Source organism: Streptomyces sp. KL116D, assembly GCF_030766975.1.
In the GTDB taxonomy this organism is placed as follows: domain Bacteria; phylum Actinomycetota; class Actinomycetes; order Streptomycetales; family Streptomycetaceae; genus Streptomyces; species Streptomyces longispororuber_A.
The window spans coordinates 1-13900 of the sequence record NZ_JASERH010000066.1 but is presented as its reverse complement, the minus strand read 5'-3'; the positions used below and the strand labels follow the sequence as shown (position 1 = coordinate 13900).

General features: G+C 72.2%; 16 protein-coding genes and 1 pseudogene. 7 read left to right on the top strand and 10 right to left on the bottom strand.

Translation table 11 applies throughout. The features are described from left to right. Nucleotides 1-798 carry an acetoacetate decarboxylase family protein gene (locus RBJ77_RS27390; protein ID WP_372347469.1) on the bottom strand — a complete coding sequence of 266 codons (798 nt, stop codon included), beginning with the start codon at nt 796-798 and terminating at the stop codon, nt 1-3. 145 nt (nt 799-943) lie between these two features. Between RBJ77_RS27390 and RBJ77_RS27385 the strand changes: the two genes are divergently transcribed. The 6 genes from RBJ77_RS27385 to RBJ77_RS27360 all read left to right on the top strand — a co-directional run bounded on the left by RBJ77_RS27385 (nt 944) and on the right by RBJ77_RS27360 (nt 6575). Continuing rightward, a complete protein-coding gene (locus RBJ77_RS27385) occupies nt 944-1567 on the top strand; it encodes a TetR/AcrR family transcriptional regulator (RefSeq protein ID WP_372347468.1) in 624 nt (207 codons plus the stop codon). 67 nt (nt 1568-1634) lie between these two features. Further along, nucleotides 1635-2627, top strand: a complete 993-nt coding sequence (locus tag RBJ77_RS27380) for a DEDDh family exonuclease (RefSeq protein ID WP_372347467.1) — start codon at nt 1635-1637, stop codon at nt 2625-2627. A gap of 166 nt (nt 2628-2793) precedes the next feature. Then, entirely contained in the window at nt 2794-3027 is a 234-nt protein-coding gene (locus tag RBJ77_RS27375) for a hypothetical protein (RefSeq protein WP_255966985.1), read from the top strand. A gap of 91 nt (nt 3028-3118) precedes the next feature. Further along, nucleotides 3119-3913 carry an SURF1 family protein gene (locus RBJ77_RS27370; RefSeq protein ID WP_372347507.1) on the top strand — a complete coding sequence of 265 codons (795 nt, stop codon included), beginning with the start codon at nt 3119-3121 and terminating at the stop codon, nt 3911-3913. Nucleotides 3914-4021: 108 nt separating this feature from the next. Beyond that, nucleotides 4022-5815 carry a glycoside hydrolase family 15 protein gene (locus RBJ77_RS27365; protein ID WP_372347466.1) on the top strand — a complete coding sequence of 598 codons (1794 nt, stop codon included), beginning with the start codon at nt 4022-4024 and terminating at the stop codon, nt 5813-5815. A gap of 4 nt (nt 5816-5819) precedes the next feature. Beyond that, on the top strand, nt 5820-6575 hold the full coding sequence (locus tag RBJ77_RS27360; RefSeq protein ID WP_372347465.1) for an SDR family oxidoreductase: 756 nt from the start codon (nt 5820-5822) through the stop codon (nt 6573-6575). 488 nt (nt 6576-7063) lie between these two features. Here RBJ77_RS27360 and amaP read toward each other — a convergent pair whose 3' ends face one another. The 5 genes from amaP to RBJ77_RS27335 form a co-directional block, all read right to left on the bottom strand. Beyond that, on the bottom strand, nt 7064-7651 hold the full coding sequence (gene amaP / locus RBJ77_RS27355; RefSeq protein ID WP_372347464.1) for an alkaline shock response membrane anchor protein AmaP: 588 nt from the start codon (nt 7649-7651) through the stop codon (nt 7064-7066). Continuing rightward, the gene (locus tag RBJ77_RS27350) at nt 7648-8304 is read right to left on the bottom strand and encodes a DUF6286 domain-containing protein (RefSeq protein WP_372347463.1); all 657 of its coding nucleotides are present in this window, start codon (nt 8302-8304) and stop codon (nt 7648-7650) included. The genes amaP and RBJ77_RS27350 overlap by 4 nt, the downstream gene beginning before the upstream one ends. Further along, on the bottom strand, nt 8301-8645 hold the full coding sequence (locus RBJ77_RS27345; RefSeq protein ID WP_372347462.1) for an Asp23/Gls24 family envelope stress response protein: 345 nt from the start codon (nt 8643-8645) through the stop codon (nt 8301-8303). The genes RBJ77_RS27350 and RBJ77_RS27345 overlap by 4 nt, the downstream gene beginning before the upstream one ends. A gap of 3 nt (nt 8646-8648) precedes the next feature. Continuing rightward, a complete protein-coding gene (locus tag RBJ77_RS27340) occupies nt 8649-8834 on the bottom strand; it encodes a hypothetical protein (RefSeq protein WP_372347461.1) in 186 nt (61 codons plus the stop codon). 66 nt (nt 8835-8900) lie between these two features. Then, nucleotides 8901-9368, bottom strand: a complete 468-nt coding sequence (locus tag RBJ77_RS27335; protein WP_255966975.1) for an Asp23/Gls24 family envelope stress response protein — start codon at nt 9366-9368, stop codon at nt 8901-8903. 109 nt (nt 9369-9477) lie between these two features. Here RBJ77_RS27335 and RBJ77_RS27330 point away from each other — a divergent pair, with 109 nt between their 5' ends. Next, nucleotides 9478-10266, top strand: coding sequence for a nucleopolyhedrovirus P10 family protein (locus RBJ77_RS27330; protein ID WP_372347460.1), 789 nt, complete (start codon nt 9478-9480; stop codon nt 10264-10266). Between the two features lie 48 nt (nt 10267-10314). On the opposite strand, the gene RBJ77_RS27325 is transcribed toward RBJ77_RS27330, so the two are convergent. The 4 genes and pseudogenes from RBJ77_RS27325 to RBJ77_RS27310 all read right to left on the bottom strand — a co-directional run. Next, nucleotides 10315-11106, bottom strand: coding sequence for an enoyl-CoA hydratase/isomerase family protein (locus tag RBJ77_RS27325; RefSeq protein WP_372347459.1), 792 nt, complete (start codon nt 11104-11106; stop codon nt 10315-10317). A 157-nt stretch (nt 11107-11263) separates the two neighbouring features. Then, complete coding sequence (locus RBJ77_RS27320) at nt 11264-11485, bottom strand: helix-turn-helix domain-containing protein (RefSeq protein ID WP_018533414.1); 222 nt, start codon at nt 11483-11485, stop codon at nt 11264-11266. Nucleotides 11486-11871: 386 nt separating this feature from the next. Continuing rightward, complete coding sequence (gene abc-f / locus RBJ77_RS27315; protein ID WP_372347458.1) at nt 11872-13470, bottom strand: ribosomal protection-like ABC-F family protein; 1599 nt, start codon at nt 13468-13470, stop codon at nt 11872-11874. 105 nt (nt 13471-13575) lie between these two features. Further along, nucleotides 13576-13900 (bottom strand): annotated as a pseudogene (locus RBJ77_RS27310) (hypothetical protein); the annotation flags it as partial.

Here is a 13900-nt window from a genome sequence, read left to right as displayed (position 1 = left end):
TCACACGCTCCCCTCGGGCGGGCCGTCGAGGATCTGCTGGGGGTCGTCGTAGCGCTGGTGGATGTACGGGAGCAGGGCCTGGGCGCTGACCCGCTCGGCGACCCGGCCCTTCTGGTCGGTGGTCTTCTCGCCGATGGTGATCTCGACCAGGGTGCGCACGGGCAGGTCGGCGACGGGGTCGTACATCGACTCGCGCAGGACGACGTCGCCGGTGACCGCCTCCAGCTTCCTGACCTTCTCGTTGCGCAGGCAGTGCACGAGGACCGGGTCCGCGTCGAAGCCCGACCCGTCCACGGCCGGCAGGAACTTGAAGTAGAAGTCCGTCTTCTGCGTCGGTTCGGGCAGCGGCAGGCTGCCGCTGACCGCGCCGCGCACCTCCACGAACGCGATGCCGTGCCGGGCGAGCGCGGCCCGCACCACGAGCCCGTCGCGCTCGACGGTGACCTCGCCGAGCTTCTTGGGCTCGCCGAAGACCTCACGGCCGCCGATCAGGGCCCGCTCGTGCGTCATCGGCATGACGAGCGGATACCAGCCGGCCACTCCCCCGTGCTCGGCGGCGACGGCCACGGACCCGGCACCCAGCGGGTAGCCCGGCAGGTCGACCTTGCTGATGTTGGCCCGCACCAGGGGGCGGGCGGTGGGCTTGAGCGGCGGCGGGAGCACCGCGGCCACCGCGTCCGGGTCGGACTCCCACACGGCGACCACGCCGGTGGACCAGATGTCGGGGAGCTTGCTGCTCGCTGTGCGCGCGGCGGTGATCTCCGCCTCGGTGCGCGCTCCGTACCGTACGCGTGCCATGTCGTGCCGCCCTTCTCGAAACCGGTGATGGCTTTCAGGAGGTCGTTCGCGAGGCGCCTGTAACACAGTTACACCGACGTCGATGAAGGGTAAAGACACGTGCACGTACGGGAGTCGGCGACCGGTCGTCGAGGGGGCGAGGAAGATGGCACGCGCACCGCTCACCCGGGACGAGGTGCTCGCGACCGCCGCGGAGCTGGTCAAGCAGCACGGCCCCGAGGCGCTGACCATGCGCAAGCTCGCCGCCGAGCTGGGCACGGCGGTCACCTCGATCTACTGGCACGTCGGCAATCGCGAGTCCCTGCTCGACGCCCTCGTGGAGCGCACCGTCGCCGACCTCGGCGCGATCCGTGCGCGCGGCGCCGGCCCGGCCGAGCGGATCGTCTCCGTCGCGCGGGCGCTGCGCCGGCAGCTGCGCGCCCATCCGCATCTGGTGGCGATGGTGCACGAGCGCGGCCTGACCGAGCGGATGTTCCTGCCCGCGCAGCGCACCTTGGTGCACGAGGTGCACGCGGCCGGACTGCGGGGCGCCCGCGCCGCCGAGGCCGTCCGGGCGGTGCAGTTCCAGGTCGTCGGATTTGTCCTGATCGAGCGGAATCGTGAGCGGGCTCCGGTGCAGCGGCCGGGCGAGGAGGAGCTGTGGGACGCCGCGACCGCCGAGGACGACGCGGCGCTGGCCCGCGCGCTCGCCGGACCGGTCGATCCCGACCGGCTCTTCACCCTGTCCGTGCGCGCGCTGGTCAAGTCACTCCTGGAACCGGGCACTTGACCCGGACGGGCGGTCGAGGGGCGGGCGGCGACCGAAGTGTCAGTGACGGCCCGTATCCTCAGGGACCATGCTCGAAGACCGCCCGACGCCAGCGTCCGCAGCCCCCTGGCCGATCGCGTACCCGCAGGGATACGCGGTCGTCGACGTGGAGACCACCGGCCTCTCCAGGGACGACCGGATAATCTCCGCTGCCGTCTACCGGCTCGACGCGCAGGGCGAGGTCCAGGACCACTGGTACACGCTGGTCAACCCGGAGCGCGATCCCGGCCCGGTGTGGATCCACGGCCTGACGACGGACGTGCTCGAAGGGGCGCCGCTGTTCCCGGAGATCGCCGAGGAGTTCGCCGCGCGTCTCGACGGCCGCGTCCTGGTCGCGCACAACGCGGTCTTCGACTGGTCGATGATCGCCCGTGAGTACGCCCGCGCGCAGCGCACCGCCCCGGTCCGCCAGCGGCTGTGCACCATCGCACTCTCCAAGGAGCTGGGCCTGCCGCTGCCCAACCACAAGCTGGAGTCGCTCGCCGCGCACTTCGGGGTCGTGCAGGAGCGCGCGCACCACGCGCTGGACGACGCACGCGTGCTCGCGGAGGCGTTCCGCCCGAGCCTGCGCGCGGCCGCGGCGGGCAATGTCCGGCTGCCGCTCCTGGAGTGCAGGCCGCTCACCGAGTGGACCGACGGCGCGTCGGGGGCGGTGCCGCGCCAGCCGCAGTCGTCGTACCGGGGCGGCGGGGCCGGCTCCTGGCGCCCCTCGCGCAAGCGGCCCGCCTGCCCGTACCCGAACCCCGGCCGTTACGAACCGGGCAAACCGCTCAAGCAGGGCATGCGGGTCGCCTTCTCCGGCGACACGTCCGTGGAGCGGGAGTTGCTGGAGGACCGGGCCGTCGAGGCGGGGCTGCACGTGGCGACGAGCCTGTCGCGGCTGACGAGCCTGCTCGTGACCAATGACCCCGACTCGTACACGTCGAAGGCCGTGAAGGCGAAGCAGTTCGGGACGCCGGTGGTGGACGAGGCGGCGTTCGGGCAGCTGTTGCAGGACGTGGCGCCCGCGGAGAAGGCCTGAGCGCGGACGATCCGGACGGACGGCCGGTACGGACGACCGGTACGGACGACCGGTACGGACGACCGAGGGCCGTCCGAGGGACAGACGGGTGATTGTCGGGTGATTGCGGGGCGACTCGCCCCGCGCCCGCTCGCCACCCGGAGCCCCGGCCCCCACCCTGTGGCGCATGGCACGTTGCGAGGTCTGCGGAAACGACTACGGCATGTCCTTCGAGGTGCACGCGCAGGGCGCGGTGCACGTCTTCGACTGCTTCTCCTGCGCCATCCACCGCATGGCGCCCATCTGCGAGCACTGCCGGTGCCGCATCATCGGGCAGGGCGTCGAGGTCGACGGGCACTGGTTCTGCGGGGCGCACTGCTCCCGCGCGGAAGGGAAGGTGGGCATCGTCGACAAGGTCTGAGCCCCGCCCCGCGCCGCGTCGCCACGGGCGGGCGCACCCCCTGATGGCACCCCGTGGATGACACCCCATGACGGAGTTGTACCGTCATGGGGTGTACCGCTTCCTGTTGACCCGGCAGTGGGTGATCCTCACGCTGGTCGCCCTCGTCCTCATCCCCACGATGATCCGGCTGGGCATCTGGCAGATGCACCGCTACGACGAGCGCACCGCACGGAACCAGCTGGTCACCGACGCGCTCAACGCGAAGCCCGTACCCGTGGAGGAGCTGGCCTCCCCCGGCCACGCCGTCACCAGGAGCGAGCGGTACCGCACCGTGACCGCGCAGGGCCGCTTCGACACCGACGACGAGGTCGTCGTCCGCCGCCGTACCAACTCCGACGACGCGGTCGGCTACCACGTCCTGACGCCGTTCGTCCTCAAGGACGGCAAGGTCCTCCTGGTCAACCGCGGCTGGATCCCCGCCGACGGCCCGAGCCAGACCGCCTTCCCTAAGATCCCGGCGCCGCCGCGCGGCGAGGTCACGGTCTCCGGGCGCCTGATGCCCGACGAGACGACCGCGGCGAGCGGCATCAAGAACCTCAAGGGCCTGCCCGACCGCCAGATCATGCTGATCAACAGCGAGCAGCAGGCGCGGCGCCTGGACGCGCAGGTCCTCGGCGGGTACATCGCGCAGACGGCCCCCGACTCCAAGAACGACACCCCCGAGCTGCTCGGCCGCCCCGGCAAGGAGGACGCGGCGCTGAACTTCGCGTACGCGTACCAGTGGTGGCTGTTCGCCGCCGCGGTGCCCGCCGGGTGGGTGGTCCTGCTGCGGCGGGAGCTGCGGGACCGGCGGCGCAAGGAGGAGACCGGGGCCGTGGACGAGGTGCCGGCCGCCGTGGGCTGAGCCCGCGTCGCCCCGTTCGTCTGCCTGGCAGACCTCCGCCGTCTCGTGCCGGTTGCGTGTGGTCGACCGCGCAGTTCTCCGCGCCCCTATCGGGGCATACGGATCCGTATGCATCACCCCATCGAGGACTACGCCCTCATCGGTGACCACCAGACCGCCGCGCTCGTCGGACGGAACGGGTCGGTCGACTGGCTCTGCCTGCCCCGGTTCGACTCGCCCGCCTGCTTCGCCGCGCTGCTCGGCGACGACGAGAACGGGCACTGGCGGCTCGCCCCCGTGGGCGCCGGCGACTGCACCCGCCGCGCCTACCGGCCCGGTTCCCTGGTGCTCGACACCGAGTGGGAGACGGACGAGGGCAGCGTCCGGGTCACCGACTTCATGCCGCAGCGCGACCGCGCCCCGGACGTCGTCCGCATCGTCGAAGGGCTCAGCGGACGCGTCACCGTGCGCGGCACGCTGCGGCTGCGCTTCGACTACGGGTCCGTCGTGCCGTGGATGCGGCGCGCCGACGGGCACCGGGTCGCCGTCGCCGGCCCGGACTCGGTGTGGCTGCGCAGCGAACCCGCCGTCCGCACCTGGGGCGAGTCCTTCTCCACGCACTCGGAGTTCACCGTCGAGCAGGGCGAGCAGGTCGCCTTCGTCCTGACCTGGCACCCCTCGCACGAGGACCGCCCGCCGCTGGTCGACCCGCACGAGGCGCTGCGGCACAGCCTGGAGGACTGGCGGGCCTGGTCCGACCGGTGCCGCTACGAGGGCCCGCACCGCGAGGCCGTCCTGCGCTCCCTGCTCACGCTCAAGGCCCTCACCTTCGCGCCGACCGGCGGCATCGTGGCGGCCCCCACGTCCTCCCTGCCGGAGGAGATCGGCGGCGTACGGAACTGGGACTACCGCTACTGCTGGCTGCGCGACTCCACCCTCACCCTCGGCGCCCTCGTGTCGGCCGGTTATCTGGACGAGGCCGAGGCGTGGCGCGACTGGCTGCTGCGGGCCGCCGCCGGGGACCCGGCCGACCTGCAGATCATGTACGGGCTCGCGGGCGAGCGGCGGCTGCCCGAGCACGAGCTGCCGTGGCTGTCCGGCTACCACGGCTCCCGTCCCGTACGAACCGGGAACGACGCCGTGCAGCAGCTCCAGCTCGACGTGTACGGCGAGGTCGTGGACTCCCTGGCCCTCGCCCGCCGGTCCGGCCTCAAGGCCCAGCCGCACGCCTGGCGGCTGCAGTTGGCGCTGCTCGACTTCCTGGAGGACGCCTGGCGCGAGCCCGACGAGGGGCTGTGGGAGGTGCGCGGGCCGCGCCGGCACTTCGTGCACTCCAAGGTGATGGTGTGGGTCGCCGCCGACCGCACCGTGCGCGCCCTGGAGGACGATCCGCAGCTGCCCGGCGACCTCGACCGGCTGCGCAAACTGCGCGACGACGTCCACCGCGACGTCTGCGAGCGCGGTTTCGACGCGGAGCGCGGCACCTTCACCCAGTTCTACGGCTCGACGGAGCTCGACGCCTCGCTGCTCCTCATCCCCCGCGTGGGGTTCCTGCCGCCGGACGACCCGCGGGTCGTCGGCACGGTCGACGCGGTCCGCACGGAGCTGGCCCACCACGGCTTCCTGCGCCGCTACAGCTCGGACGAGACGGCCGTCGACGGGCTGCCGGGGCGCGAGGGCACCTTCCTGGTCTGCTCGTTCTGGCTGGCGGACGCACTGCACATGACGGGCCGCACGAAGGAGGCGCGCGAGCTGTTCGAACGGCTGGTGGCCCTCGGCAACGACGTGGGGCTCCTCGCCGAGGAGTACGACCCGGTGGGCAAGTGCCAGCTCGGCAACTTCCCGCAGGCGTTCAGCCACATCGGTCTCGTCGGCACCGCGCTGACCCTGTTCGGCACGGCCCGGGACGGAGAGGCAGGATAGGACCATGGATCTTGGACTGAAGGACCGTGTCTACGTAGTCACCGGCGCCACCCGTGGCCTCGGCAACGCCGCCGCGCGCGAGCTCGTCGCCGACGGCGCGAAGGTCGTCATCACCGGCCGCGACGAACAGAAGGCGAAGGACGCCGCGGCGCAGCTCGGGCCGAACGCGATCGGGGTGGCCGCCGACAACGCCGATCCGCGCATCGCGGAGCGGCTCATCGCCGTCGCGCGCGAGCAGTTCGGCGGGTTCGACGGGATTCTGGTCAGTGTGGGCGGGCCCGCGCCCGGCTTCGTCGCCGACAACACGGACGAGCAGTGGACGTCGGCGTTCGAGTCGGTGTTCCTCGGGGCGGTGCGGCTCGCCCGGGCGGCCGCGGCCGAGCTGGGCGAGGGCGGCGTCATCGGGTTCGTGCTCTCCGGCTCCGTGCACGAGCCGATCCCGGGCCTGACCATCTCGAACGGGCTGCGTCCGGGGCTCGCCGGGTTCGCCAAGTCCCTCGCGGACGAGCTGGGGCCGCGCGGGATCCGGGTGGTCGGGCTGCTGCCGGCCCGCATCGACACGGATCGCGTGCGCGAGCTGGACGGGTTCTCGGCCGATCCCGAGGCGACCCGGGCCGCGAACGAGTCGCGGATTCCGTTGCGGCGGTACGGGGCTCCGGAGGAGTTCGGGCGGGCCGCGGCGTTCTTCCTGTCTCCCGCGGCTTCCTACTTGACCGGGGTGATGCTGCCGGTGGACGGCGGGTACCGGCACGGGTTCTGAGCGTCCGTCGCGGCGTGGGTGCACGGGGCTGCGCTCCCGTCGATCGCCCTCCGGGCTCGTCCTCAATCGCCGGACGGGCTTGGTTGACCGGGCTCGACCTCGATCGACGGCGGACTTGGTTGGCCTGAGCTCGACCTCGATCGACGGCGGACTTGGTTGGCCTGAGCTCGTCCTCAATCGCCGGACGGGCTTGGTTGACTGGGCTCGACCTCGATCGACGGCGGACTTGAGTGGCCTGAGCTCGACCTCGATCGACGGCGGACTTGAGTGGCCTGAGCTCGACCTCGATCGACGGCGGGCTTGAGTCGCCGGGCTCGACCCGATCGACGGTGACTTGATTGACCGGATTCGACCTCGATCGACGGCAGGCTTGAGTGGCCAGGCTCGTCGCCGATCGGCGGCGCGCTTGGTTGACCGGGCTCGTCGCCGATCGGCGCGCAAGCTTGGTGGGCGGGATCGTCCCCAGGCGGCGGACGGGCTTGAGTGGCTCAACTCACCCTCTCCGCGCGGTGCTTGACCGCTCGGAGGCGTACTTCTGCCGGGAGTTCGGCCAGGCCCGCCGAGTCTCTTGCCTGGGCCAGGGCGTCCTCGCTCAGGAGGTGCAGGGCCTCGCCGGGGGCGGCGTGCGGCTGGAGGGTGAGGGCGACGCGGGCCTGCGGGGTCGAGCGGCGGCCGGTGAGGCGGACCCCGGCCCGCTCCACGCCGTCGAGCGCCTCGGCCCCGCCCGCGAGCACGCCCTCCAGCGCCCGGCCGCGCAGCAGCGCGCCCTCACCGTCGCCCGTGTCGACGAGCACCTCGGCGAGACGGCGCCGCCGCAGCTGCGCCACCAGCCACCACAGGGCCAGCAGGACCAGGACGCCGAGCACGGCGATGACCGTCGGCCACCACCAGCCGTCATCGCGCCAGCGGTTGCGGTCGGCGACGCTCAGCAGGACGTCGTCCTTGCCGTCGTGGATCCACCAGGACGGCGGTTTCACCCCGAGCCCGACGGCGAGCACGGAGCCGCCGCCGAGCACCAGGACGAGGCCGAGCAGGCCGAGCACGATCCGGTTCACGGTCCTGAGCACGCCGTTCATCCCTTCCGGCCGGGCCGCGCCACGTGCACGGAGAGCCCCGGGGCGCTGCCAAGACCCAGCTCCCGGATGCCGTCGCCCAGCGAGGTGTCCAGATCGGCCCGTACGTCGTCGAGTTCACGGAAGTGCGAGACGGCCCGCACCTCCACCTTGGAGCGCTTCATCCGGACCCGTACGGACTGCACGCCCGAGACCTCCATGGCCCGGTCGCGCAGCACCATCGCGGCGGCGTCCCGGTGCAGACCGGCGCGGACGTCGGTGTGCGTGCGGCGCATCGGCAGGACGCCGCGCAGGCCGGGCGTCGCGGCGAGGACCAGCAGCCAGATCCCGAGGGCGACGGCGACCCCCGCCCCGACCAGGACGCCGGTGTCGTCGAGGGGCCGCTCGGCGAGCTCCCGGGCGAGGCTGCTGCGCCACTCCATGGCCGACCGTCCGGCACGGACGGCCGCGATGTCGTAGAGGAGGACGCCCACGCCGCCGAGCAGCACGAGTGCGGCGAGTGCCGCGGGGATGCGGCGGTGGGACCAGAACCGGGCGGGTTTCTCCTCGCCCTCCAGAGTGGGGTGCGGTTCGTACGAGGCGGCGGACGCCGACTGGTCGCCGAGGTCGGTGCCGGCCCGCTCGACGACGGGCACCGGCTGGGTGGGCTCGCTCACCGGATCCTCCCCCGGTCCGTACCGCGCGTCTGTGCCGAGTGCAGCCGCTCCACCTGGACGGCCACCTCCGGCACCTCCATTCCCGCCAACGTCCTTACCCGCTCCGCCACTTGGTGACGCACGGCACCGCACTGCGCGCCGATGTCGGCCGGGTAGTCGAGCTCCAGGCTGATGCGGACGCGGGCGGTGTCGTGGTGCACGCTGACGGTGGCGTGCGGCGGCGCACCGTCCTCGGGAACGGCGCCCAGTGCCTCACGTGCCGCGTACGCGGCGATCTTCGCGACGACCCGGTCGGCGATCCGGGTCGCGCCGCGCTCGGCGGGCGCGACCTGTGTCGCCATCGGTCACCGCCGCCGGTCGCCGCGCATGCGGAAGAACTCGCCGGGTTCCAGGTCCCCTTCGAGGAACCGGCCGGCGACGAAGCCGATGGCGCCGAGCGCCGCCACCAGCAGGAAGGCCCCGAAGCCGCCGAAGTATCCGGCGAATCCCAGGGCCATGCCGGCGATCATGCCGATCACGGCCAGATTCATCGTGCGTTCCTCCTACGGCTGCGTGCCCGGGGTGCGGACCCTGCTGTCACCGGATGCCACCGGTTGTCATTGGAGCCGGGACTCCGGCTCTTCGTCCTCCTCGTCCGGCAGCTTCACGTCGCTGACGGCGATGTTCACCTCGACGACCTCGAGCCCGGTCATGCGCTCGACGGCCGCGATGACGTTCTCGCGCACGGCGCGCGCGGTGTCCGCGATCGACACCCCGTACTCGACGACGATCTCCAGGTCGAGCGCGGTCTGCACCTCGCCGACCTCGGCCTTCACGCCGCGCGACACGGACTTGGTGCCACCGGGTACCCGGTCGCGCACCGCCCCGAACGTACGGGACAGGCCGCTGCCCATCGCGTGGACGCCGACCACGTCGCGGGCGGCGAGCCCGGCGATCTTCTCGACGACGCCGTCGGCGATGGTGGTACGGCCGCGGCTCGCGGGGTCGCCGCCGCCTCGCTTGGTCACGTTGGTCCTGCTGGGCGTCGCGGGTGTCTCACCCGGCTTCTGTGCGGTGTCGCTCATCGGGGGTGTCCCCTCTGTGAGGTGCGGTCTCCCTGCGGGTGCTGCTTTCTTTTGCCCACACTAAGTGCGGTTACCCGGAGCCGCGCCCGGGATGAGGCAGCCTGGGGCCATGACGGCTGACCGATGGGCACAGGCAGTACGGCAACAGCTCGGGCTCGGCAGGCTGCTGCCGCTGGGCGGACCGGGTGACGGGGCATGGATCGCGGAACCGGCGGCCGTGGCGGAACTGCGCCGGGCGGTGTCCGCCGTCCGTGGCGTGCGCCTCGGGTCGTTGCGCCTCGCGCTCGCCGACCCCGAGGGCGAGTACGCGTCCACGGTCCCGGCCCCGCCGAGCGCGCTGCCGCCGGGTCCGCTGCGGATCGTGGCGGAGTGCGCGGCGACGGCGGCCGAGCCGCTGCCGCAGGCCGCCGCCCGGCTGCGCACGGCGCTGGCGGAGGCGGCGGGCGAAGGGCTCGGTCTGGTGGTGACGGAGGTCGACCTCCAGGTCACGGCGCTGCTGGACGAGGCGCCGGACCGGCCGACGGAGACGATGGAGCCGACGGAGAAGAAGGCGGAGAGGGGCGAGAGGGGCGAGGAGCCGGCGGAGCCCGCGGCCCCCGCCTCCGGGCCGGCGTCCCCCTCGCTCAGCGGCGACGAGCAGCGGGTCGCGGCGGCCGCCCTCGCGGTTCCCGGGGTCGCCCGGCTGACCGGTGCCCTGGGCGGTCTCGGCCGGGCGGTCCACATCGAGGAGCCGGATGCGGCGACGTCGCTGCCGCGCCGCCACGTGCGGGTGGAGCTCGCGGTGGGGCCGGGGCACCGGGCGCTGACGGTGGCGGGTGCGGTCCGGGAGGCCGTGCCGAAGGCGCTCCCGGACCGGCCGACGGTCACGGTGCTGGTGACGGAGGTCGCGTCGACGTGACGGACGCGCCGCACCGCGACAGAACGGACGGCGTACGCCGCCGGGGCGTCACTCCCCCAGGCCGGCCAGGTCCCGCAGACGCCGGCCCTGCGCGGCCCGCTCGGCGGCCCGCTGCTCGTCGAGGGACCGGCCGCCGACGCCCTGGAGCAGCGCCTTGGTCTCGATCACGGCGTCCCGCGGCGCGGCCACGAGCGCGGCGACGAGGTCCTGCGTCGCGGCGTCCAGCTGCTCGGCCGGGACCGCCACGTTGGCCAGGCCGCTGGCGACGGCCTCGTCCGCGTGGACGTACCGCCCGGTGACACAGATCTCCAGGGCCCGCGCATAGCCGACGAGCGAGACGAGCGGATGCGTCCCGGTGAGGTCGGGGACCAGGCCCAGGCTGGTCTCGCGCATGGAGAACTGCACGTCGTCGGCGACGACGCGCAGGTCACAGGCGAGGGCGAGCTGGAACCCCGCACCGATCGCATGGCCCTGGACCGCGGCGACGGACAGGATGTCGCTGCGCCGCAGCCAGGTGAAACCGTCCTGGTACTCGGCGATCGTCGTGTCGAGGACGTCGTCGGCGCCGCGTGCCAGGTCGATGAAGGACGGCTCGCCGTCGAACCCTTCGGGCGTGAACGCCTGACGGTCCAGGCCGGCGGAGAAGGACTTGCCCTCACCGCGCAGCACCACGACCCGCACGGACCCGGGCAAGGACCTGCCGGCTTCGGTCAACGCCCGCCACAGCGCGGGACTCTGGGCGTTGCGCTTGTCCGGATTGGTCAGGGTCACCGTGGCGATCGCGTCGTCGACGGTGAGCCGTACGCCGTCCTTGTCGAGCAGGGGTGCGGGCATGGTCATCTGGACCTCCGGGTCTGCGCAGTCATCAGCAACGCGAGAGCGTAAGTGACTGCACAGTAACCACCCGGTCGATCAGCCGACCGACCGGGTGGTCACCGACGGAGCCAGTGAACGGACGAGCCATGTGTGACTACGAGGGAAGACAGGACGGAGCGAGCTAGCTCGCCGCCGCCTTCTTGCCTCGCGTGGCCCCGCCGCGACCTCGCAGCGTGACCCCGGACTCGCTGAGCATCCGGTGGACGAAGCCATACGAGCGGCCGGTCTCCTCGGCCAGTGCCCGGATGCTCGCACCGGAGTCGTACTTCTTCTTCAGGTCTGCCGCGAGCTTGTCGCGCGCGGCGCCGGTTACCCGGCTGCCCTTCTTCAGAGTCTCGGCCACCCGTGCCTCCTCATGGGAAGTGCGCTCTGGATTTCCCATGATCACCCCTCGCCGCCTTCCTGGCCACCCATTCGGCAAGGTCCGTAGGCCCGGAATTCCGGGCAGGAAGGCGATCCACACGAGTGGAACATGAGGTTCCGGAGGCCTTTCGCCACGACCGGAAGCACCCGTTCGAAAGAACCGGCAGGTCAGCGACTACCCAGGCGCCGCAAGGGCTGTACGGCCGACGCCGCGGTGAAATCCATGTATGACACACCGCAGTACGAGGCGATCTCACTCAGATGAAGGATCACGGATCGGCCGAATGATCCATACGGAGTGGATCAGTCATTCGATCAAGCCGTGCTGACGCCTTTCCGCCCCTGCGGCCGGCCTCCCCGAGGAGGTCAGGCGAGTGCGACGAGATCCGCGTAGCCCTGGCCCCAGAGGTCCTCGACGCCGTCCGGGAGCAGGATGATCCGCTCCGGCTGGAGCGCGTCGACGGCGCCCTCGTCGTGCGTGACGAGGACGACCGCTCCCTTGTAGGTGCGCAGCGCGCCGAGGATCTCCTCACGGCTGGCCGGGTCGAGGTTGTTCGTCGGCTCGTCGAGGAGCAGCACGTTGGCCGCCGAGACGACCAGCGTCGCGAGCGCGAGGCGGGTCTTCTCGCCGCCGGAGAGGACTCCGGCGGGCTTGTCGACGTCGTCGCCGGAGAACAGGAACGAACCGAGCACCTTGCGGACCTCGACCAGGTCGAGGTCGGGGGCCGACGAGCGCATGTTCTCCAGGACCGTGCGCTCGGGGTCGAGGGTCTCGTGCTCCTGCGCGTAGTAGCCGAGTTTGAGGCCGTGGCCCTCGACGACCTGACCGGTGTCGGGCTTCTCGGTCCCCGCGAGGAGGCGGAGCAGGGTGGTCTTGCCCGCACCGTTCAGTCCGAGGATGACGACGCGGGAGCCCTTGTCGATGGCCAGGTCGACGTCGGTGAAGATCTCCAGCGAGCCGTACGACTTCGACAGGCCCTCGGCCATCAGCGGCGTCTTGCCGCAGGGCGCCGGCTCGGGGAAGCGCAGCTTGGCGACCTTGTCGCTCTGCCGCACCGCCTCCAGGCCCGCGAGGAGCTTGTCGGCGCGCTTCGCCATGTTCTGCGCGGCGACCGTCTTGGTCGCCTTGGCGCGCATCTTGTCGGCCTGCGCGTTCAGCGACGCGGCCTTCTTCTCGGCGTTCTGCCGCTCGCGCTTGCGGCGCTTCTCGTCGGCCTCGCGCTGCTGCTGGTAGAGCTTCCAGCCCATGTTGTAGACGTCGATCTGGGAGCGGTTCGCGTCCAGGTAGAAGACCTTGTTGACGACCGTCTCGACCAGGTCGACGTCGTGGGAGATCACGATGAAGCCGCCGCTGTACGTCTTCAGGTAGTCGCGCAGCCAGACGATCGAGTCCGCGTCCAGGTGGTTCGTCGGCTCGTCGAGGAGCAGGGTGTCCGCGTCCGAGAAGAGGATGCGGGCCAGCTCGATGCGGCGCCGCTGACCGCCGGAGAGGGTGTGCAGGGGCTGGCCGAGCACCCGGTCCGGGAGGTTGAGCGCGGCGGCGATGGTGGCGGCCTCGGCCTCGGCGGCGTACCCGCCCTTGGTGAGGAACTCCGTCTCCTGGCGCTCGTACTGCTTGAGGGCCTTGGCCTGCGTGGCGCCCGAGCCGTTCGCGATGCGCTGCTCGTTCTCCCGCATCTTGCGCATCAGGGTGTCGAGGCCGCGGGCCGACAGGATGCGGTCGCGGGCCAGCACGTCGAGGTCGCCGGTGCGCGGGTCCTGCGGCAGGTAGCCGACCTCGCCGGAGCGGCTGATGGTGCCGCCGGCCGGGATGCCCTCACCGGCCAGGCACTTGGTGAGGGTGGTCTTGCCCGCTCCGTTGCGGCCGACCAGGCCGATGCGGTCGCCCTTGGCGACTCGGAAGCTGGCGTTCTCGATGAGGATGCGGGCGCCGGCGCGCAGTTCGATACCGGATGCGGTGATCACGGGGACTCCAGGACAGGATTAACGGCTGACTGACGAGCAAGGGCCAGGGCGAGGGCCGGTCGGCGCCGCTAATGCACCCAGAGAAGAAACGTCATACGAGCCAGTTTAACGGTGGGATGCAAGCTCTTTTTCCACGCCTGTGCGCAGCCCCGCGCGCGGCATGCCGTTGCCCAGCGGCGTACGCCCCGGCACGACCCTGCCCAGGCCGTCGACGGCGATGATCCGCTCGCTCCAGGCGATCGCGGAATCGGTGCAGGGCTGGGCCACGAGGAGGACGCCGCCCCGTCGCGCGAAGGCGGCCGGTTCGAAGGCGCAGCCCTCCCGCGCGGGCAGCACCCAGCGCAGGTCGCCGTCCTCGGTGCGGTAGCCGGCGATGCGCCGCGGCGTGACGACGGCCAGCATCCGGGCGCCGGGGTCGAGCGGCTGGAGG